Origin of the sequence: Kitasatospora sp. CB02891 (assembly GCF_002803145.1) — a bacterium.
GTDB lineage: Bacteria > Actinomycetota > Actinomycetes > Streptomycetales > Streptomycetaceae > Kitasatospora > Kitasatospora griseola.
This window is the reverse complement of the sequence record NZ_NNBO01000030.1, coordinates 1-17403: the sequence shown is the minus strand read 5'-3', so window position 1 is coordinate 17403 and position 17403 is coordinate 1. Positions and strand designations below refer to the sequence as shown.

Annotated in this window: 6 protein-coding genes and 2 pseudogenes; all 8 read right to left on the bottom strand. The window is 72.5% G+C overall.

Annotated features, from left to right (window positions below):
• A pseudogene (locus tag CG736_RS35635) lies at positions 1–1191 on the bottom strand (hypothetical protein); the annotation flags it as partial.
• Positions 1192–1310: 119 nt separating this feature from the next.
• Positions 1311–1910: a hypothetical protein gene (locus tag CG736_RS35630; RefSeq protein WP_100590242.1), complete on the bottom strand. Its 600-nt coding sequence runs from the start codon at positions 1908–1910 to the stop codon at positions 1311–1313.
• A 437-nt stretch (positions 1911–2347) separates the two neighbouring features.
• Positions 2348–2638, bottom strand: coding sequence for a hypothetical protein (locus CG736_RS35625; RefSeq protein WP_100590241.1), 291 nt, complete (start codon positions 2636–2638; stop codon positions 2348–2350).
• Positions 2635–3612 carry an SUKH-3 domain-containing protein gene (locus CG736_RS35620; protein WP_100590240.1) on the bottom strand — a complete coding sequence of 326 codons (978 nt, stop codon included), beginning with the start codon at positions 3610–3612 and terminating at the stop codon, positions 2635–2637. Before CG736_RS35620 ends, CG736_RS35625 begins: the two co-directional genes overlap by 4 nt.
• Entirely contained in the window at positions 3609–4415 is an 807-nt protein-coding gene (locus tag CG736_RS35615) for a YwqJ-related putative deaminase (protein WP_198520713.1), read from the bottom strand. The genes CG736_RS35620 and CG736_RS35615 overlap by 4 nt, the downstream gene beginning before the upstream one ends.
• A gap of 138 nt (positions 4416–4553) precedes the next feature.
• Positions 4554–15473, bottom strand: coding sequence for a toxin glutamine deamidase domain-containing protein (locus CG736_RS35610; protein WP_100590238.1), 10920 nt, complete (start codon positions 15471–15473; stop codon positions 4554–4556).
• Between the two features lie 3 nt (positions 15474–15476).
• On the bottom strand, positions 15477–16772 hold the full coding sequence (locus CG736_RS35605) for a hypothetical protein (RefSeq protein WP_100590237.1): 1296 nt from the start codon (positions 16770–16772) through the stop codon (positions 15477–15479).
• 47 nt (positions 16773–16819) lie between these two features.
• A pseudogene (locus CG736_RS35600) lies at positions 16820–17403 on the bottom strand (hypothetical protein); the annotation flags it as partial.

The window sequence follows — 17403 nt, the reverse complement described above, 5'->3', positions numbered from 1 at the left end:
GCTACCGGGGTACTTACCGATGTTGGGCACCCCGGGGAAGCCTCCGGTGAACGGGCTGCCGCCACCGCCGCCGGTCGTGCCGGGGCTCGGGGTGTAACCGGTGCCGATGGGCGTGTAGTGCCCGGCGGACGAGGGGCCGGAGCCCACCGAGCCGAGGTCCCCCATGCCGGCCAGGTTCAGCGACCCCGTGCCGGTGCCGATGCTGGGCGGCGTGAACACCGGCGCCCCGCCGCCCGCACCGACCGAGCCGCCCGAACCGAAGTTCGGCATGTTCGGGGTGGGCAGCTTGAACGGCGTCAGGGCCGGACCACCGGAGCCACCGGCACCGCCGGAACTTCCCGCTCCGCCGAACTGCCCTGCGCCGCCCGCCGATCCGACGCCGCCGAACCCGGCCGCGCCGCCCGCCGCGCCGGCCCCGGCCCCGCCGAGGTGCGAGCCGGGCGCACCGGGGGCGTCCGGCAGGCTGAACGGGGTGGGAGCCCCCGCGACGCCCGCACCGCCGACGCCGCCGTTGCCCGCGGCCCCGTCCGCACCGAGCAGCCCGTCCGGGCGCGTACGCGCGGACGTCTCGCTGCCCACGCCGGCGCCCGCCCCGCCGGCCCCGCCCGAACCGGCGGCCCCGCCCTGGCCGTTGAGGGCGCAGGTCTTCGCCATACCGCTCATGTCGGCGATGTGGCCGGCGTTCTTCCGCAGCAGGCCGTCGACGTGGGTGCCGACCTGGCCGACGTACTGGTGGTAGACGGCCGCGGCCTGCTTGATGCCCTCGGAGTTGGCGATGTCGTCGTGCTTGCCCGCCGGGTTCTGCTCCATGTACGTCTTGGCGTACTGGAGTTCACGGACCATCTCGTTCTTGGTGTCGATCACCGCGCCCTGCGCCCCGTGCAGCGAGGTGGCGATCGCCTGCCCGGACTGCAGGGTGGTCGCAACGTGCGACTCACTGCCGCCGGCGAACTTCTGCAGGTACTGCTGGAAGCTGTCGGCGGCGGGGCCGGACATGCTGGACATGGCCCGCTGGGCGGCCTCGGTGATCGCCCGCACGTGGGTGTCGGCGACCTGGTTCCACTTGTCCCAGGCGGCGGCGAGCTCGCCGAGGAGTTCCTCGTTGGCGTCCGGGAAGGCGATGTCCTTCCCGTTCTCGTTCTTCTGGACGGTCTTCAGGACTTCGGCGAGATCGGCAGGCAGCGTGATCATGGCAGGGAGGCTCTCCGGGAGGACGATCGTGGTCGGAGCGGGGACGGCGAGCGTCCCCGATGGCGATGGACGACTGCTGAACAAGCACCCCCGGGCGGCGATTCGCCCGGGGGTGTTCGTCAGATGACCTGTCGCGTGCCGGGGCCGCCGCCGCCGCGGATCGGGTCCGGGATGTCCTTGTGGTGGTTGTAGTCGAGCGTGGGCGCGTCGGGGCCGTGGTAGCCGTCGCCCACGCCGGTGTCGCCGATCGGGGCGACCGGAGCCGGCGGGGGCGGGGTCGGCACCGGGTCGGCGGCCGGTACCCGGGGCGCGCTCGGCAGCGAGGCGGGCACCGCGTCGACGACGCCGGACAGGCGCGGAGCGGCCGGCAGGTCGCCGTTGGTGGCGATCCGGCCGATCTCGGTGCTGTGGAGTTCGTCGTTGGCCCGGTGCCGGGAGGCCATGGCCTGGAGGTTCTGCCCCACCGCGGTGGCGTTCTTCATCAACTCGCGGATGCCCTGCAGGGCTTGCTGCTGGTGCTTGCTCAGGCCGCCGACCGACGACCCGCCGCCCTTGAGGGCCTTCCCGACCAGGTCGGTGCCGTACACCGAGTCCTCGACCTGCTTGACCACGGCCTCCAAGTGGTTGGCCGGGCCTTCCAGTTCATGCAGCAGATCCATGATCTTCTTGGCTGCCGCCTCGACCTCGTCCAGGTCGACCCACACCGTCTCGTCCGCCATTTTCCACCCCTCCAGCTCACTGCCCCCGGGTAGCGGGACAGCACCGGACCTGCCCCGCCGGGGCCGGGCACGCCGCAGCGCCCGCACCGGATCCAGGGCAGGCCGAAGGCACCTTGGGCTGCCGCACCCGCTCAATTGTCAGGCAACTTTACTTGCTGTCCGAGGGTGTACGGCCAAGCGCCTCTGCCGAGGTGACGGGACGTCACCTCGTATTGAGCTTCGCAGAGCGACAGACCGGGACATCGGTCCCGAAGGTATGCAGTTGGTAAATTCGCGGTGTGAATCACCCGACCTGTGACTACAGGGGCGCTCCGTTCGAGGGGAGTCGTGAATGTCCGGTGAGGGTTGGGAAATTTTGGATGAAAAGCGGAAGCGGCCGGACCTCTTGGTGCCGAGGCCCGGCCGCCGTGGACGGTGACATCCACCCCCACCGGTGGTCACCGTCCGGCTTGGCGCTCCTGGTACTCGGCGATCACCGCTTCGATCGGGATCGACGGCCAGGTGCTGAGCTCGCCCGTTCCCCGGTCCACCACGCCGGTGGAGTCCCCGAGGTCCGCCGGCGGCCGGACCTGGCCGGTCACCGGGTCGACCTCCAGCGGCGCGGGCGCGGCCCACACCACCCAGCCGAGGTCGAACTCCCGGAACCTGACCTCACGTCCGGCCCCCTCCGGGGCGCCTTCGTTCAGCCACGCCTGTGCCTTCGCGAGGGCCTGCTCTTGGGTGATCACGCTGTTCCTCCTGTGGTGCGATGTGCGGTGCCGAGCGCGGCAAGTGCTGCGACGGTCGCGGTGAGTTCGGTCGAATCGGGCATCGGCTCCCCGGCCGGGCCGCGGTGCCGAAGCGTCAACTGCCGGCTGCGGTCGGCGCGGGCGACGACCAGGACGTCCCAGTCGTGGTCGTCCGCACTGGGCGGAGCGGCCAGCCGGACCGTCACCCGGACCGGTCGCGTCCCGGGCCGCAGGAACGTCCGGTCCACGATCTCAGCGATCTGCCCCTCCGGGTCCGCCGGGTCGAGGTCGAACTCCCGGTAGAGGATGGGCAGTTCCGCGCCTTCGCCCTCGACGGTCAGGGTCAGGCGCCCGAGCGCCGGCACCCCGTGCCGGCGCAGCGGGCGGGTCGCCTCGGCGGCCAACGCCATTCCGGCGGCCAGCAGTTCACTGGCCGGACCGTTGTCGACCCACCCGTCCTGGTGGACGGTGCGCGGCAGCGGAGCGGGCTCCGACCAGCGGCCGTCGGCCCCGACCCGGGCCGGGGCGTACCCTTCGACCAGCCGGGCGAGCCCTTCCTCGGGCGTGCCGCCGAGGTACCACCAGTCGCTCCGGCCCTGCCGGAACAGTCGGCCCTGCGCGTCGACGGCGAGCACACCGTCGCCGGTCCACCCGACCGGGAACACCGAGGCGCCCAGCCGCCGGGCGAGCCCGGCGGCCACCGTACGGCTGCCGTGCGCCGCCGCCGGGTCGATCACCGCGCCGTGCGCCGCGACCTCCACCCCCGGGCCGGCCGGTGGCAGCGTCAGGTCGCCGTACTGCTCCAGGAATCGCTGCGCCGCCTCGGACAGCTCCACGAGCCCGTCCTCGTCGACGACCGAGAGGATCGCCGTCAGCAGCCGCTGTTCCGCATCGGCATCGGGTCGGCGGCCCGCGGTCCAGCCGGCCTCGACCAGGGCCTCGTGCAGGGCCGTGGTGATACGGACGTCTGTCATCGCTGCCCCACCTCGACCACCTCGACGCCGAGCTCCGCCAGCAGCGCCGCGCAGGACCGGCAGGGCGCGACCGGCCGGCCGTGCTCCGCGCTGTCGTCCGGCCGGACCGCGATGCTGCTGATCCAGCTCTCCGCGAAGTGCGGACGGGCCTCGTCCAGCGTGATCTCCGCACCGTCGCCGCGCTGCTCGTCCAGGCGGTGCAGCACGTCGGAGATCAGACCGGTCTCCGCACACCGGGCGGCGAACGGCTCGCGCTGGTAGGGCGGCAGCCCGTCCAGGAACTCCCGCACCGCCGGGTGCAGCTCCGGGTCCCCTTCGCCGAGCGCGTTGGACTGGGTGAAGACCGTCCGGTCGACGAGCAGCGTGGACACCGTGTGCGGCATCTCGGCCTCGGCCTCGCCGACCGGCCGGAAGCGGTCCAGCACCTCGTACGGGTTGACGCCGAGGAACTCGACCCCGTCCGTGTCCAGGTGGAAGAAGCTGCCGCCGGCCGAGACCACCAGCCGCCCCGGCCCGTCCACCTCGGCCCCGACCGGAACGACCTCCTCGCCCAACCCCGCAGCCAGTTCCGCCAGTTGCGCGGCCTGCTCCGGTCCGGCCGGCCCGGCCGGCACCGTCCGCAGCGCACCACCGGACGCCGTCGGCAGCGTCAGATCACCGAACCGCCCGAGGAAGGACAGCGCCGCCCGCACGGCCGCCGACTCCTCCCCGGCCGCACCGCTCATCCGGTCGGCGAGCAACTCACGGGCGTGGTCGCCGATGTCACGCGAGGGCGACCAGCCGCAGCCGGCCAGCCACGACATCGTCCCGTCAGGGTCGCGGGGTTGAGGCATGAGCGTTCTGCACTCTCTTTTCGGACGGCCACCGGGCCGCAGTCTCGACAATCGGCACTACCCGGCATTTGACGCATCATCAGGAAAGCCGGAGGTTGATTCACGTGGTCAATCCAGGAGCTGTACCGATTTCATCCCGAAGTATCCCACCACCGGGGCGCAGTTCTCGCAGGGCGCCTTGTATTCGCCGTAGCCCGGAACCCGACCGCCCGTACTGTCCTTCAGAGCCCCGGTCTCCAGCGGGCGGACGAATGCCTTTCCGAGGATTCCCCTGGCGTGCTCCATGGCCCTGCCCACGGCAACGGGATCGTTCATGTTGATTCCCGGGAAGCGACCGCCGACCTGTTCGAGAATGTCCGTCATCACGGACGGCTCGGCGCACTTGCACCGCGTGTTCGGATTGCCTGCCGGATAGCTGTCCCAACCCAGCTCCCTCTTCACGCGATCGTACGCCGGGTCCCCTTCCTTGCCGTAGGCGAATTTGACGAGCGGGTGGACGTGCTGCGGAGCGACCTCACCGGCCAGGCCCTTCGTGCTGCTCGCGGTGACGACCAGCAAGCGCCTGGCGCCCGACTGCCCGTCGATGTACAGCCCGGAAGCCACGCAGCCGGGCCGGAACTTGTCCCCCGCGATGCCGTTCGCCATGGCGGACCCGGAGTCGTTCATCACGTCGAAGGCTCCCTCGATGCTGACATTCATCAGCCTCTTCGGGGTCTCCTTGTAGTAGTAGCCCTTCTCGCCGGATTTGACGCGTGTGTACCTTTGCGGTGCCTCGAAGGGCGCAGGATCGGTCTCACCTGCGTAGCCGCGCGCGAGGGCCTGTCGCGCCGCATCGTTGAGACCCTGCTCGTGGGCGAGCCGCTCACCCTCCCACTTGAGCTGCTCGGGGTCGCCGTCCTTGTGCTTCTGACGATCCTCCAGGAGCTCCCTGTTCTCGCTCAGCCGGTTCCGCTCGTCGAGCAGACGTTCCTGCTGCCTCAGCTGCTCCTGCTGCCTCTCAGGCTTCGACGCCGAGTCCTTCAGCTCCTCAAGGACGTTCAGCTGCTCCTTCAACCGGGCCTTCTGGTCGGCGGAGTGCCACTTCCCTTCGCCGTCGCGCTGCCCTTCCAGCCACTTCTGCTTGTCCGCCAGCCACTTGCCCTCGTCGGGCGCGCCGGTCTTCGCCTTGAGCTCCGACTTGGCCTGTTCGGCGCTCCACTTGTCCAGACGTTCCCGACGGTCGGCCAGCGCCTTCAGCCGGTCCTCCGGCCAGTTGTCCCGCTTGGCCTGCAGCTCCTGCTCCGTCAGCCGGCCGTGCTGGTCGACGAGCCACTCGCTCTTGTCGAGCCACTTCTGCCGCTGGTTCAGGGACTCGCGGGTCTCGCCGAGGGCATGCTGATCGGCGTCGACCTTCCTTCGCTCGGTGTCGAGGCTCGTCTGCCGCCCGTCGAGCTTCTTCTGGTCATCGGCAACCTTGCGGGAATCCGCCCCGCCCTCCCTCCGCCGCTTGGCCAGCGCGGCGCGGTCTTCGGCCAGCTGGTCGCCGTCCGCCACGAGCTTGTCACGGCGTGCGTCCAGCTCCGCCTGCTTGGCGTCGAGAGCGCCGTGCTCCCGGTCCAGCAGCTTCTGGTCCTTGATCAACGTCTCGCGGCGGACGTCCAGTTCGCCCTTGACCGGCGGCTTGTCGCCCTCGCCCGGAGCCCGGTCCTGCTTCTGCTTCTCGGCTGCCCGTTCGGCCTGCCCGTCCAGGGCCTCGTGCCTGGCCATCCGATCGTGCTGCTGGGTCAGTCGCTCCTGCTGTCCGGCCAGGCGCTCCTGTTGTTGCTCCAGCCGCTCGTGGTGCTGCTCCACCCGGCGCTGCTCGGCCTCCAGCTGCCTGTTGTTCGAGGTGAACCGCTTCTCGGCGAGCGCCCACTGCTCGTCGGCCAGGCCCTGCTGCTGCTTCCGCAGCTCGCTCTGCCTACCGGCCAGATCGTCCTGCTGTGCGGTCACCTTCTGCTGTTCGGCGAGCCGCTGCTTCGTCCGGTCCGGCAGGTTCGCCAGCCCCTCTTCGGAGGCGTGCTGCTTCTCCCTTGCCGTCTGCTCCCGCTTCCGCTGCGCCACCGCGGTCCGGTCCGCCTCGGCCCTCTTGGCCATGGCGACGGCGTCCGAGACCGAGTTGCCCTGACGGGAGTTCCCGCCGACGCCGGCGGGCTGCGCCGGCGCGGAGTGGTCGCCGGGCGACTGGCTCGCGGGGTGCAGGGGTGCGCGGTCCGGGGTCAGCGGGATGGCGAACAGGCCGCCCTCGCCGGCGTACAGCGGCTTGTCGCTCGCGCGGCCCAACTGCGGGTCACTGTAGACGATCTGGCCCTCGTGGTTCATCGCGTGCCAGGCGTGCGTACGCCCGTCGCTGTCGCGGCTGGTGATCACGGCCTGCGAGCCGTGGCCGCTCTCGTGCAGCATCTCCGCCAGCTTGGCGTGCCCGTCCGGGCCGGCGCCCAGGTGCTCGAACTTGGCGCCGAGCGACTGCTCGGCGCGGTCCCGGCCGCCCTTCTCGCCCAGGCCGTTGCCCTCCAGGCGCGGCGCGGCCACCGTCGGGTGGCCGTTGACCGTGTCGACCATCGCGAGCGCGGCGTCCAGGCAGTTGTTCTTCTGGTTGGCCGTGTGCGGCTCGCCGCCGTTCAGCTTCTTCAGCCAGTCGCCGACCCGCGGGTCCGGGTGCCGCTGCGGCGTGCCGTCCGTGTTCTTCGGAACCGCGTCGTGAAGCTCCTGCTGCTCGTGCGCGGACGGCCGCTTCAGCCCGCCCTCGACCTCGAACGGCCGCCCGTCCGAGGCCGGGTGCCGCGGACCGCCCTCGTGCTGCGGCTTCCCCGTGCTGTCGTGCTCGTCCCCGGGCCGGTGGTCGGCGGTGCCGCCCTCGTGCTGGGGCTTCCCCGTGCTGTCGTGCTCGTTGCCGGACCGGTGGTCGGCGGTGCCGCCCTCGTGCTGGTCGTGCTGCGGCCCCTGGCCCGCCAGGTGCTCGGAACTCCCGTGCGGCGTCTGCGCGTCGGGGTGCACCGGGCCGAGTCCGCCCGGGTTCGCCGGGGCCGACTGGTGGGTGGCGTCGGCGTGCTGCGGCGGTGCGCCGGCCGGGGAGTGGTTCGAGGGGGTGGGCAGGTAGCTGAGTCGGACGTCGTTCGGGTCCGTGCTGCCGCTCGCCCGGTTCGGCGCATTGTGCGGCGTCCCGGAGCCGTCGGTCAGGTGCACGGCCGGGAGTTCCAACAGGTCGGCCGTGCCGGGGATCCGTCCGGTGCCGCCCGGGCCGGTCGTGGAGTGCGCGTGGCTGGCGCCGACCACGACCAGGTACTTCCCGTTGCGGGCGGCGTCCGAGGTGATCGTGTCGTGGGCGTACGAGTTCATCAGGCGGGCCCGCTCGTGGGTTCCGCCGTCATCGGTGATGGTCCGGGCCGGGTAGCCGTCCACCGCACGGACCTTGACGTTGTTGGCCTTCGCGGCCTCCAGCATCTCGGTCAGCTTGGCGGTGTACTCCTGGTCGTACTTCGCGGCCGCCGCCTTCAGGGTCGGCGGCATGGGCCCGTCGTGGCGCGGGTCGAAGTACGTGTCCAGGTCGTGCTGGACGGCGTCGTCCCGCAGGGCCTCCAGGTAGACGGTGTCGACCCCACTGGCCTTCAGCTGCTGCATGTTGTCACGCAGGAACGGCCAGGTCGCGGCGTTGCTGTGGCCTTCGCCGATCACCATGCCGGGGAATCCGGCGTCGTCGCCGTGGCCGTTCAGCAGGCGGTCCACGCCGTCCATCGCGGAACCCTGGTCGTGGAGCTGCCTGCCCACCCGCTCGCCGTCGATCCAGGTGCCCTTCTCCCGGTTCTGGTCCGCGAGGTCCTTCAGCAGCTGCCGGCGCTCCTCCTGCTGCGCCGTGGTCTCCCTGGAGCGGTAGTCCAGCTTCGCGGCCTCTTCGAGCACCTTGTTGCCCGTGTACGCGAGGGCGTCCGGGCCGATGGCGTTGCGCAGCGGCTCCCGGATGTGCTCGCCGATTTTGGGCTCGACCAGCGTCATCGTCGCCGGGTCGAGGTAGGCCTTGAAGGTGTGGTCCTTGATCTTGGCGTTCGGCTTCCCGCTCGCCGTCGAGCCCGCCGTCTGGTGGGTGTTGCCGTCCTTCACCGGCAGGTAGTTGCTGACGATCTTCAGTTCGGGCGACAGGTCCGACTTGAACTTGTTCGCCAGGGCCTTCCCGGCGTGCGCCGCCTTGTTGTTGCTCGGCGGGTAGACGAGGGACGGCCCCTCCGGGCTCTGGTGCAGCAGCTTCTTGCCCTCGGGGGTGAGCCCCTGGTCGGACAGCAGCGGCTTCTTCGGCCCGAACAGCCCGGCCGGCTCGGGATCCGGCCGCAGCCCCGCCGGCGCGCTGTCGGGACGCGGCGAGGCGGCGTCGTTCGACGGCGTGCTCGGCCGCGAGCCCGGCGGGGTGTCGAACGGCGTCTCGAACGGGTTGTGGGCCGACGACGTCTCGGTGTGCGCCGGACCACCGTGGTTCGACTGCGACGGCACGTGCGGCGGCGCGGGCGGAGCCGACGGCGGAGCACCGTGGCTGGACGCGACGTGCGGCGGCGCGGGCGGAGCCGACGGCGGAGCACCGTGGCTGGACGCGACGTGCGGCGGCGCGGGCGGGGGCGGCGGCGGGCCCGCGTGGGTCGACGGGGCGGGCGGCGGCGTGGGCACGGTGCCGCTGTTCGAGGACGAGGACTCCGGCGCCGGGGTGCCGGTCGGCGGCACGTGCTCGTTGCCCGCAGTGGTGTCGGCCTTGGCCGCGTGCGCCTCCAGGAACGCCTTCGCGAAGTTGTTCCGGGCCTTGTTGTCGCCGGCGTAGCGCCCGGAGTCGAGCTCCTCCTTGATCCGGCCGAACAGCTCCCTCTCGTTGGGCGTGCCGTGCTGCGAGAGCTGCTCGGCCGCCTTCCAGTAGTCCTCCGGCGGCACCCGGAACTTCTTGAAGCCCGGGTCGGCCTCCTTGAGCGCGCCCTTGGCGACGTCGGCGGCCTTGCTGGACAGCCCGCCCTGCCCGTCGGCCGGGACGTACTCCTTGCGGAGGTCGCCGCCCTCGCCGACGAACTTCGACTCGTTGGTGAAGATGTTGTGGTACTCGATCAGCGCGGGGTTGGTCGTCGACTTGTCGATGCCGAAGCCGTCCAGGACCTGCTTGTGGTGGCCCAGTTCGTGCTGGATCACGTGTTCCTGGTTGAACCCGCCCACCGCGGTCGACTGGTTGACGACGAGGATCCCGGGGCGGCCGTCCTTCGGGCCGATGTAGGCGCCTTCGCCCATCCGGCGGACGAAGTCGGTGGCGGAGCTGTGGTCGCCGGTCCGGCCGCCGTCGATGTGCCCCAGGGTGAGGTCGAGCGTCTCCGACGGGAGCTTGTCCTTGCCGACGACTCCGCTCGCGTAGTCCTTGAGCGGCGTGGAGACGGTGGCGCCCTCCGGCACGAACACCATGACCGGGAGGCGGTCCTCCGGGATGCCCAGCGTCCGGCCGTAGTCCGCCATCCGCTCGGGGGTGGGGACGTGCGCTTCGGTGAGGTCCGGCACGTCGTCGGTGGCGCCGGGCGAGTCGTCCGGCCGGTGCTCCTCCGGGTTCGGAGAGGTGTCGGAGTTGTCGGAGTCCTGCCTGGTCTCGACCGGGTGGTCGTCGGCGCCCTGGTGGAGGTCCGGGTGCTCGGTGGGGTGGAGCGGCGCGCGGTCGGGGGTGAGCGGGACGGCGAACAGGCTCTTCTCGCCGCCGTACAGCGGCTTGTCGCTGGTGCGGCCCAACTGCGGGTCCGCGTACACGATCTTGCCGTTGTGGTTCATCGCGTTCCAGGCGTGCGAACGCCCCTCGGCGTCGGTGCTGATGATCACCGCCTGCGCACCGTGACCGCCCTCCAGCAGCGTCTTCTGCAGCTTGGCGTGACCCTCCTCGCCCGCGCCCAGGTGCTCGAACTTGCCGCCGAGCGCGTGCTCGATCCGGTCCCGGCCGCCCTTCTCGCCGTGCCCGTTGTCCTCGGTGCGCGGAGCCGCCGGCGTCGGGTGCCCGTCGTAGGTGTCGACCAGCGAGAGCGCCGCGTCCGCACAGTTGTTGGCCCGGCCCGGCGTGCCCGGACCGTCCCCGTTCAGCTTCTTCACCCAGTCGCCCGCCAGCGGGTCCGGGTGCCGCTCCGGCGACCCGTCCTCCTTGTGCGGCACCGCGTCCTGAAGCTGCTTCAGGTCCTGCTCCGACGGCCGCTTCAGCCCGCCCTCGACGTCGAACGGCCGCTCGTCGGTGGCCGGATGACGCGGCCCGCCACCCTCGCGCTCCGTCAACGACCGCTCGTGCGGCGGCTGTTGCGTCGAGTCGCCCAGACCCGCGGGGGTCTCCGAGGGACGGAGCTCGGACGGGCCGGCGTGCTCGTCCCCGAACGGGTTCGAGTGCTCGGACGTGGGGCTGTTCCCGGTCGACGGGGCGTGCTCGTCCCCGAACGGGTTCGAGTGCTCGGACGTCGGGCTGTTCCCGGTCGAGGGAGCGTGCTGGTCGCCGAACGGGTTCGAATGCTCCGACGTCGGGCTGTTGCCCGTCGACGGGGCGTGCTGGTCACCGAACGGGTTCGAATGCTCCGACACCGGACGGTGGGTCGGCGGAACCTCCGGCGGGGCGCCGACCGGCCGCTGCGCGAACGGCGGCGGGACCTCCGGCGGACCACCCGCAGGCCGCTGCGCGAACGGCGGCGGAACCTCCGGCGCAGTACCCGTGGGCCGCCGGACGAACGGCGGCGGAACCTCCGGCGCAGCGCCCGCGGGCCGCTGCGCGAACGGGGGCGGAACCTCCGGGGCGGGCCCCGCGGGCTGCTCCACGTGCGACGGCGCAGCCTCCGACGCGGCGGCGGCAGCAGCCGCTTCGGCAGCCGCGGCGGCGGCCCGGTCCTGCGCCTTCAGGTGCTCGACCAGGTACGCCTTCGCAAAGTTCTGCTTGACCTGGGGGTGGTCGGAGTAGGGCTTCCTCCCGGCAGCGTCCGCGATCTCGTCGAACAGCCGCTGCTCGTTCGGATTCTTGGGCATCCCCTCGACCGCGGCCCAGTACCGGCTGGGAGGGAAGTGGGCGTCCTTGTCCAGGCCCAGGTGCTCCTTGACCTTCGCCGCGTCTCCGCTCGACAGGCCGCCCTGCCCGTCCACCTTCTGATAGGTCAGGCGCGGCTTCTTGCCGTCCTCGTGGAACACCACCTCGTTGGTGAGGATGTTGTGGTACTCGATCAGCGCGGGGTTGTTCTGCGACTTGTCGATGCTCCACTGGTCGAGCGCCTGCTTGTGGTGCCCGAGCTCGTGCTGGATCACCTGGTCCTGCGGGAACCCGTCCTTGATGTTCATCCGCTGGTTGACGACCAGCACGTCGGGGGAGCCGTTCGCGCCCTTGACGTAGGCCCCGCCGCCCTTGCCGGAGATCGCCACGGCGGCCGGGGTCGTGTCGTTGGCCTTCAGCCCGTCGATCTTTCCGATGGTGAGCTCGCCGCCCGCCTTCGACGGCGGGCCGACCCACCCCTCCTTGAACTCGGAGAACTTCGTGGAGACGGTGGCGCCGTCCGGCACGAACACCATGACCGGGAGCTCGTCCCGCGGAATCCCCAGCGTGTCGGCGACCTGGTGGATCTCCTCCAGGCCGGGAATGCGCCGCCTGTCCTCCAGGCCCTCGTACGGCGACGGAGTGTCGTCCTCCCAGCCGCTCGGCTCGGCGTCCGGGCGCGGATCCTCGGAATTCGGGGACTCGTCCGACTCCGGCCGGGACTCGTGGTCGGTCTCCGACTCCGGCCGGTGCTCGGTCTCCGGCTTCGGGGTCGCCTCGGTCTCCGGCCGGTGCTCGGTCTCCGGCTTCGGAGCGGCCTCCGGCTTCGGCCGGGTCTCGGCGTTCGGGGCCGTCCCCGGCTTCGGAGCCGTCTCCGGCTTCGGGGCGGTCTCGGTACGCGGGCCGCCCTGGTGGTTGCCGCTGTTCGCCGCGGGGTTGGGACGGTCGGTGGGGTGCAGGGCGGTGCCGTCCGACTTCAGCGGGACGGCGAACAGGCCGCCCTCGCCCGCGTACAGCGGCTTGTCGCTGGTGCGGCCCATCTGCGGGTCGACGTAGACGATCCTGCCGTCCTGGTTGACGGCGTTCCAGGCGTGCGAGCGGCCTTCGCCGTCGGCGCTGATGATCAGCGCCTGCGACCCGGGTCCGCTGGTGAGCAGCGTGTCCTGCAGCTTGGCGTGCCCGTCCGGGCCCGCGCCCAGGTGCTCGAACCGGCCGCCGAGCGACTGCTCGATCCGGTCCCGGCCGCCCTTCTCGCCGGCGCCGTTGTTCTCCACGCGCGGCGCGGCCGGCGTGGGGTGACCGTCGTAGGTGTCCTTGAACGACAGGGCCGCGTCGGCGCAGTTGTTGTTGCGGCCCGGCGCCCGGTGGCCGTCGCCGTTGAGCTGCTTGACCCAGTCGCCCTCCGAGGGGTCGGGGTGGGTCTTCGGCTTGCCGTTCGCGTCGTGCGGGACGGCGTCCTCGATCCGCTGCCGGTCGTGCGCGGTGGGCTCCTTCAGCCCGCCGGGCTTGTCGATCGGACGCTTGTCCGTCGCGCGCGGACGCTGCTCGCCCTCGTGCTCGGTGGCGGGACGCTCGTGCGGCTGCTGCTCGTGCGGGGTCGTCGGCCCGTTGTGCTCGGTGGGCTTCGGGGACGAGGCGTGCTGCTGCGCCGGCGCGGGATGCGTCTCCGGCGAGGTGCCGCGACCGCCGCCCGGGCGCAGCGTGCCGCCGCCGCTGCCCTGCTGGTGGTTGCCGACGGTCCCGCCGGTGTTGGCGGGCCGGGGCACGGCGGAGGTCGCCGGCGCGTCGGGACGTGCGCCGCCGCCACCGGTGTGGCTGCCGCCGCCGACCGGACCGGGGGTGAAGCCGGCCCCGCCCATCGGCGGAACGGCGGTCTGGTTCGGGCTCTGCGCACCGGAGTTCGGCCCGGTGTCGCCGAGCCCGTCGGGCATGCCCTGGCCCGGGACGGTCGCCGCGTCGGGACGCGGCAGGGTCGCGCTTCGGGCACCGTCGAGGTGCGTGCCACCACCGCTGCCACTGCCGCCGCCGTGCCCGGACGACGACGCCGCACCCGCGAGGTGCGCCGCACCGCCCAGCACTCCTGACAGGTTGGGCACCGGCCCTGCGGCGGCCGGACGCGAGGCGCTGTCGTCCCCGGACGGCTGGACGGAGTCCCGGTCGTTCGCCGAACTCTCGTGTCCCGCCGAGGAGTTGTCGTGCGCGGGACGGCTCGGCTCCTGGCTCGACAGCGGTTCGTGCGTCGCCGGCCGCACGGCCTGCGGCTCCTCGCGGACCGGCGCACCGGACTCCCGCGAATCCGGACGGACCGTCTGCCCCTCCGCCTCGTGCCGAACCGGCTGCTCATGCACCGGCCGACTCGGCTCCTGCCCCGACAACGGCTCGTGCGCCGTCGGCCGCACCGCCTGCGGCTCCTCGCGGACCGGCGCACCGGACTCCCGCGAATCCGGACGGACCGTCTGCCCCTCCGCCTCGTGCCGAACCGGCTGCTCATGCACCGGCCGACTCGGCTCCTGCCCCGACAACGGCTCGTGCGTCGACGGCCGCACCGCCTGCGGCTCCTCGTGCGCGGGGCGCGACGGAGTCTGCTCGGCGACCGGCTCCCGGGTCGGCCGGGTAGCCTCGGGCTGCTCGTGGGTCCGGCCACCGCCGGCCGACTGCTCGTGTGCCGGCGGAGCCTGCTCGTGGCTCCGTCCGCCACCGCCGGTCCCCTCGGAGTGCGACGGCGGAGCGTCGCCGCCGCTGCGGCCGGAGCCGAACGGGGACAGGCCGCCGACCCTGGACTCCCCCGAACCCGAGCTTCCGCCGCCCGAGTGGGAGCTGCTGGGCTCGAAGCCGTCCGAACGCGACTTGCCACCACCGGAGTTGGAGCTGCTCGGCTCGAAACCGTCCGAACGCGACTTACCCCCGCCGGAGTTCGAGCTGCTCGGCTCGAAGCCGTCCGAACGCGACGTGCCGCCGCCCGAGTTGGAGTTGCTGCTGCTCTCGCCGGACGGGCCGTGGTAGGAGCTGCCGCTGTCGCCGGAGGACGTGTCGGGCTTGGTGAACTTCGGCGGGCCGTCCTGGCGGCCGCCCTCGCCGGGGCCGACCGGGCCGGGGATGTGCGGTGCGTCGCCGGGCTTGGGCGCGGGCGGGTGCGCGCCGGGCCTGGTCGCCATGTGGCTGAGGCCCGCGCCCGCGCCGCCGGAGAGGCCGGAGCCGAGCAGCGAGGAGGTGTCCACCTTGCCGGTGGTGATGTACTGGGTGGCGGCGTCCGCGCCGACACCGGTGGCCGCGCCGATGGCCATCTTGCCGCCGGCGGAGTTCGCGAGGTTGCCCAGGCCCATCTTGCCGGCCGCGCCGCCCAGGCCCGCGCCGATCAGGTGACCGGCGGCGCCGCCGATCGCACCGCCCTTGGCGTTGTCGCCGACCTCCTTCCAGTCGATGCTCTTGCGGTGGCCCTCGGCGAGCTCGATGCCCTGCGCCATCAGGTTGATCGCGGCCATCTGGGCGGCCTGCTTGGCCGCCATCTTGACCATGTCCTTGAGCAGCGTCTTCAGCGTCGTCTGGACGAACGCGCGCGCCGCCGCGATGAAGCCGGGGACCTGGAGCATCGACGCACCCGCGGTGATCGGCGCCTCGGCCTCGGCGGTCGCCAACTCGAAGGCCAGGATGCCGAGCTGAGCGACGATCTGGATCTTCGCCGTCTCCGCCGAGTTGGCCACCTGCTCCAGCATGTCGCCCATGCCGTCGAGCGCCTTGATGGTCGCGGTCAGGCGGCCCGGGTCGTCATCGGTGCCCTTGCCGACGGTGTACGTGGCCCAGTACTTGGTCAGCGCCTCGGCGGCGTTGCCCTGCTGGCCCTCCACCGCGCGCTTGATCGCCGCGTCCACGCCCTGGCCGGCGTCCTTCAGCGTCTCCGCCGCCTTGCGGCAGTGGTCCGCCATGTCGCGGAGCTGGTCCTCGTCGGCTTCCGGCCAACGGCAGCCCGCGAGCAGCAGGAGCACCCACTGGAGGGGCTCCGGGAGTTCGACAGCCATGGGTCAGTGCCTTCCGTTGGGGCGGGTCATGCCGGGGGTCATCGGGACGTGCACGGGCCCGGTGGGCGCGGTCGGCGGGGCGCCGGGCGCGCTCGGCTGTCCCTGACCGTCGTCCATGCCGGAGAACGCGGCGACCGTGCCGCCCTCGGCGTCCTCGTAGTTCGAAGCCATCTGCTTCAGGCCGCCCGCGATGTCCGCGATCTCCTTGGACAGCGACTGCAGCGTCTTCAGGGTGTTCTGGCTGTACAGCAAGTAGCCCTTCTCACCCTCGGCGAACTGCTTGCCCGACTCGTCCTTGCCCCAGGGGATCTGAGCCTCCATCGGCGGGAGGTAGGACGTCATCGAGGCGGCCAGCGAAGCGATCTGCTCCGACGCGGCGAGGACCGGCGAGACCGCCGCCTTGTACTGCTCGGGGCTCACCACGAACCCCTGTCCGGCCTTGCTCGTGTCCGAGCCCGACCCGGAACCCGAACCGCCCCCCGCCTTGGTCCCGTTGGCCGCCCCGGCCCGCTGCCCGGCCTCCGTCGGCTGCCGCGGCACGCCCTCCTCGAGCGGAGTCCCCCGCGACTTCAACGCCGCCGTCTCACCCCCACCAGCCGGACTCAGCGGCTCACCGGCCGTCGCCGGCACCCCTGCGTCGAGCGGAGTCCCCCGCGACTTCAGCGCCGCCGTCTCACCCCCACCGGCCGGACTGAGCGGCTCACCGGCCGTCGCGGGCACCCCTTCTCCGAGCGGAGTCCCCCGCGACTTCAACTGCCCGGCCTCGGCAGGCATTGCCGGGATCGTGTCACCCAACGGCATGCCCTCCGACGCCTTCAACCGCGCCGTCTCGGCAGGCATCGCCGGAATCGTGTCTCCGATCGGCATGCCCTCCGAGGCCTTCAACCGCGCCGTCTCCGCAGGCATCGCCGGAATCGTGTCACCCAACGGCACACCCTCCGACGCCTTCAACCGCGCCGTCTCCATCGGTTCCCCGACAGTCGTCCCGACCCGGTACGCGGGCATCTCGTCCGGTGCGAGCCATCCGACCTTCGCCGCCTCCGAGATCGGCGAACCACCATCGATCCGCTGCGCAGGCATCACATCCGGCTCGAACCGCCCGACCTGCACCGCCTCCGACACCGGCGAACCACCATCGAACCGCTGAGCAGGCATCACATCCGGCTCCAGCCAGCCCACCCGCGCGGCGTCGCCGAACATCGGTGCCTCCACGCCGATCCGCTCACCTTCGGGGATGCGCACGGTGTGCGCGGGTTCGACGTCGGGGTCGAGTGCGAACCAGGGCACGTCGTTGCTCATGGAGGTTCCTTAGTGGGTGCGGATCGGCGCGGAGGGGGCGGTTGCGGTCAGTCCGCTGCGGGGGCGGCGAGGCGGGTGAGTGCGGCGCGCAGGAAGGGGCTGGGGACCTGGTAGCCGCCCTCCTCCCGGATCGGGGTCGGCTTCGCGGCGGCGGCAGCGGCAACGGGAGCCGACCCGCTCGCCGGCGTGGCCGCCGTCGCCGCGACCTCGCCGTGCCCGCGCCGGGCGGCGGCACTGCGCGCACGCTCCAGGTACTCGGCGTCCGCTCCCGCCTTGGCCTCACCGGACGACCCGGACGACCCGGACGAGCTCGACGACGCCGCCACGCTCTCCTGACGAGGCGTCACCGCCTCCCCCGAGGTCGCGGTCGCGGTCGTCCCGGTGCCGGCCCCGGCCTCCGCGCCCTCGCCGGGCGCGGGGGTGCCGAGCAGGACGCCGGCGAGCTGGTTGAGGACGGCCTGTTCGCTCGCGGGGGCCCCGGCCGCCGCTTCGGCGGCCGCCACGGGCTCCGGCTCGGGTGCGGTGAGGACGCCCTCGGCGCGGGCGTCGTCCATCCAACGGCGGCGCGCGCGCTGCCAGTTGCGGTCGCGCGGGTCGACCTCGCCGGCCTGGCCGAGGATGCCGCTGTCGT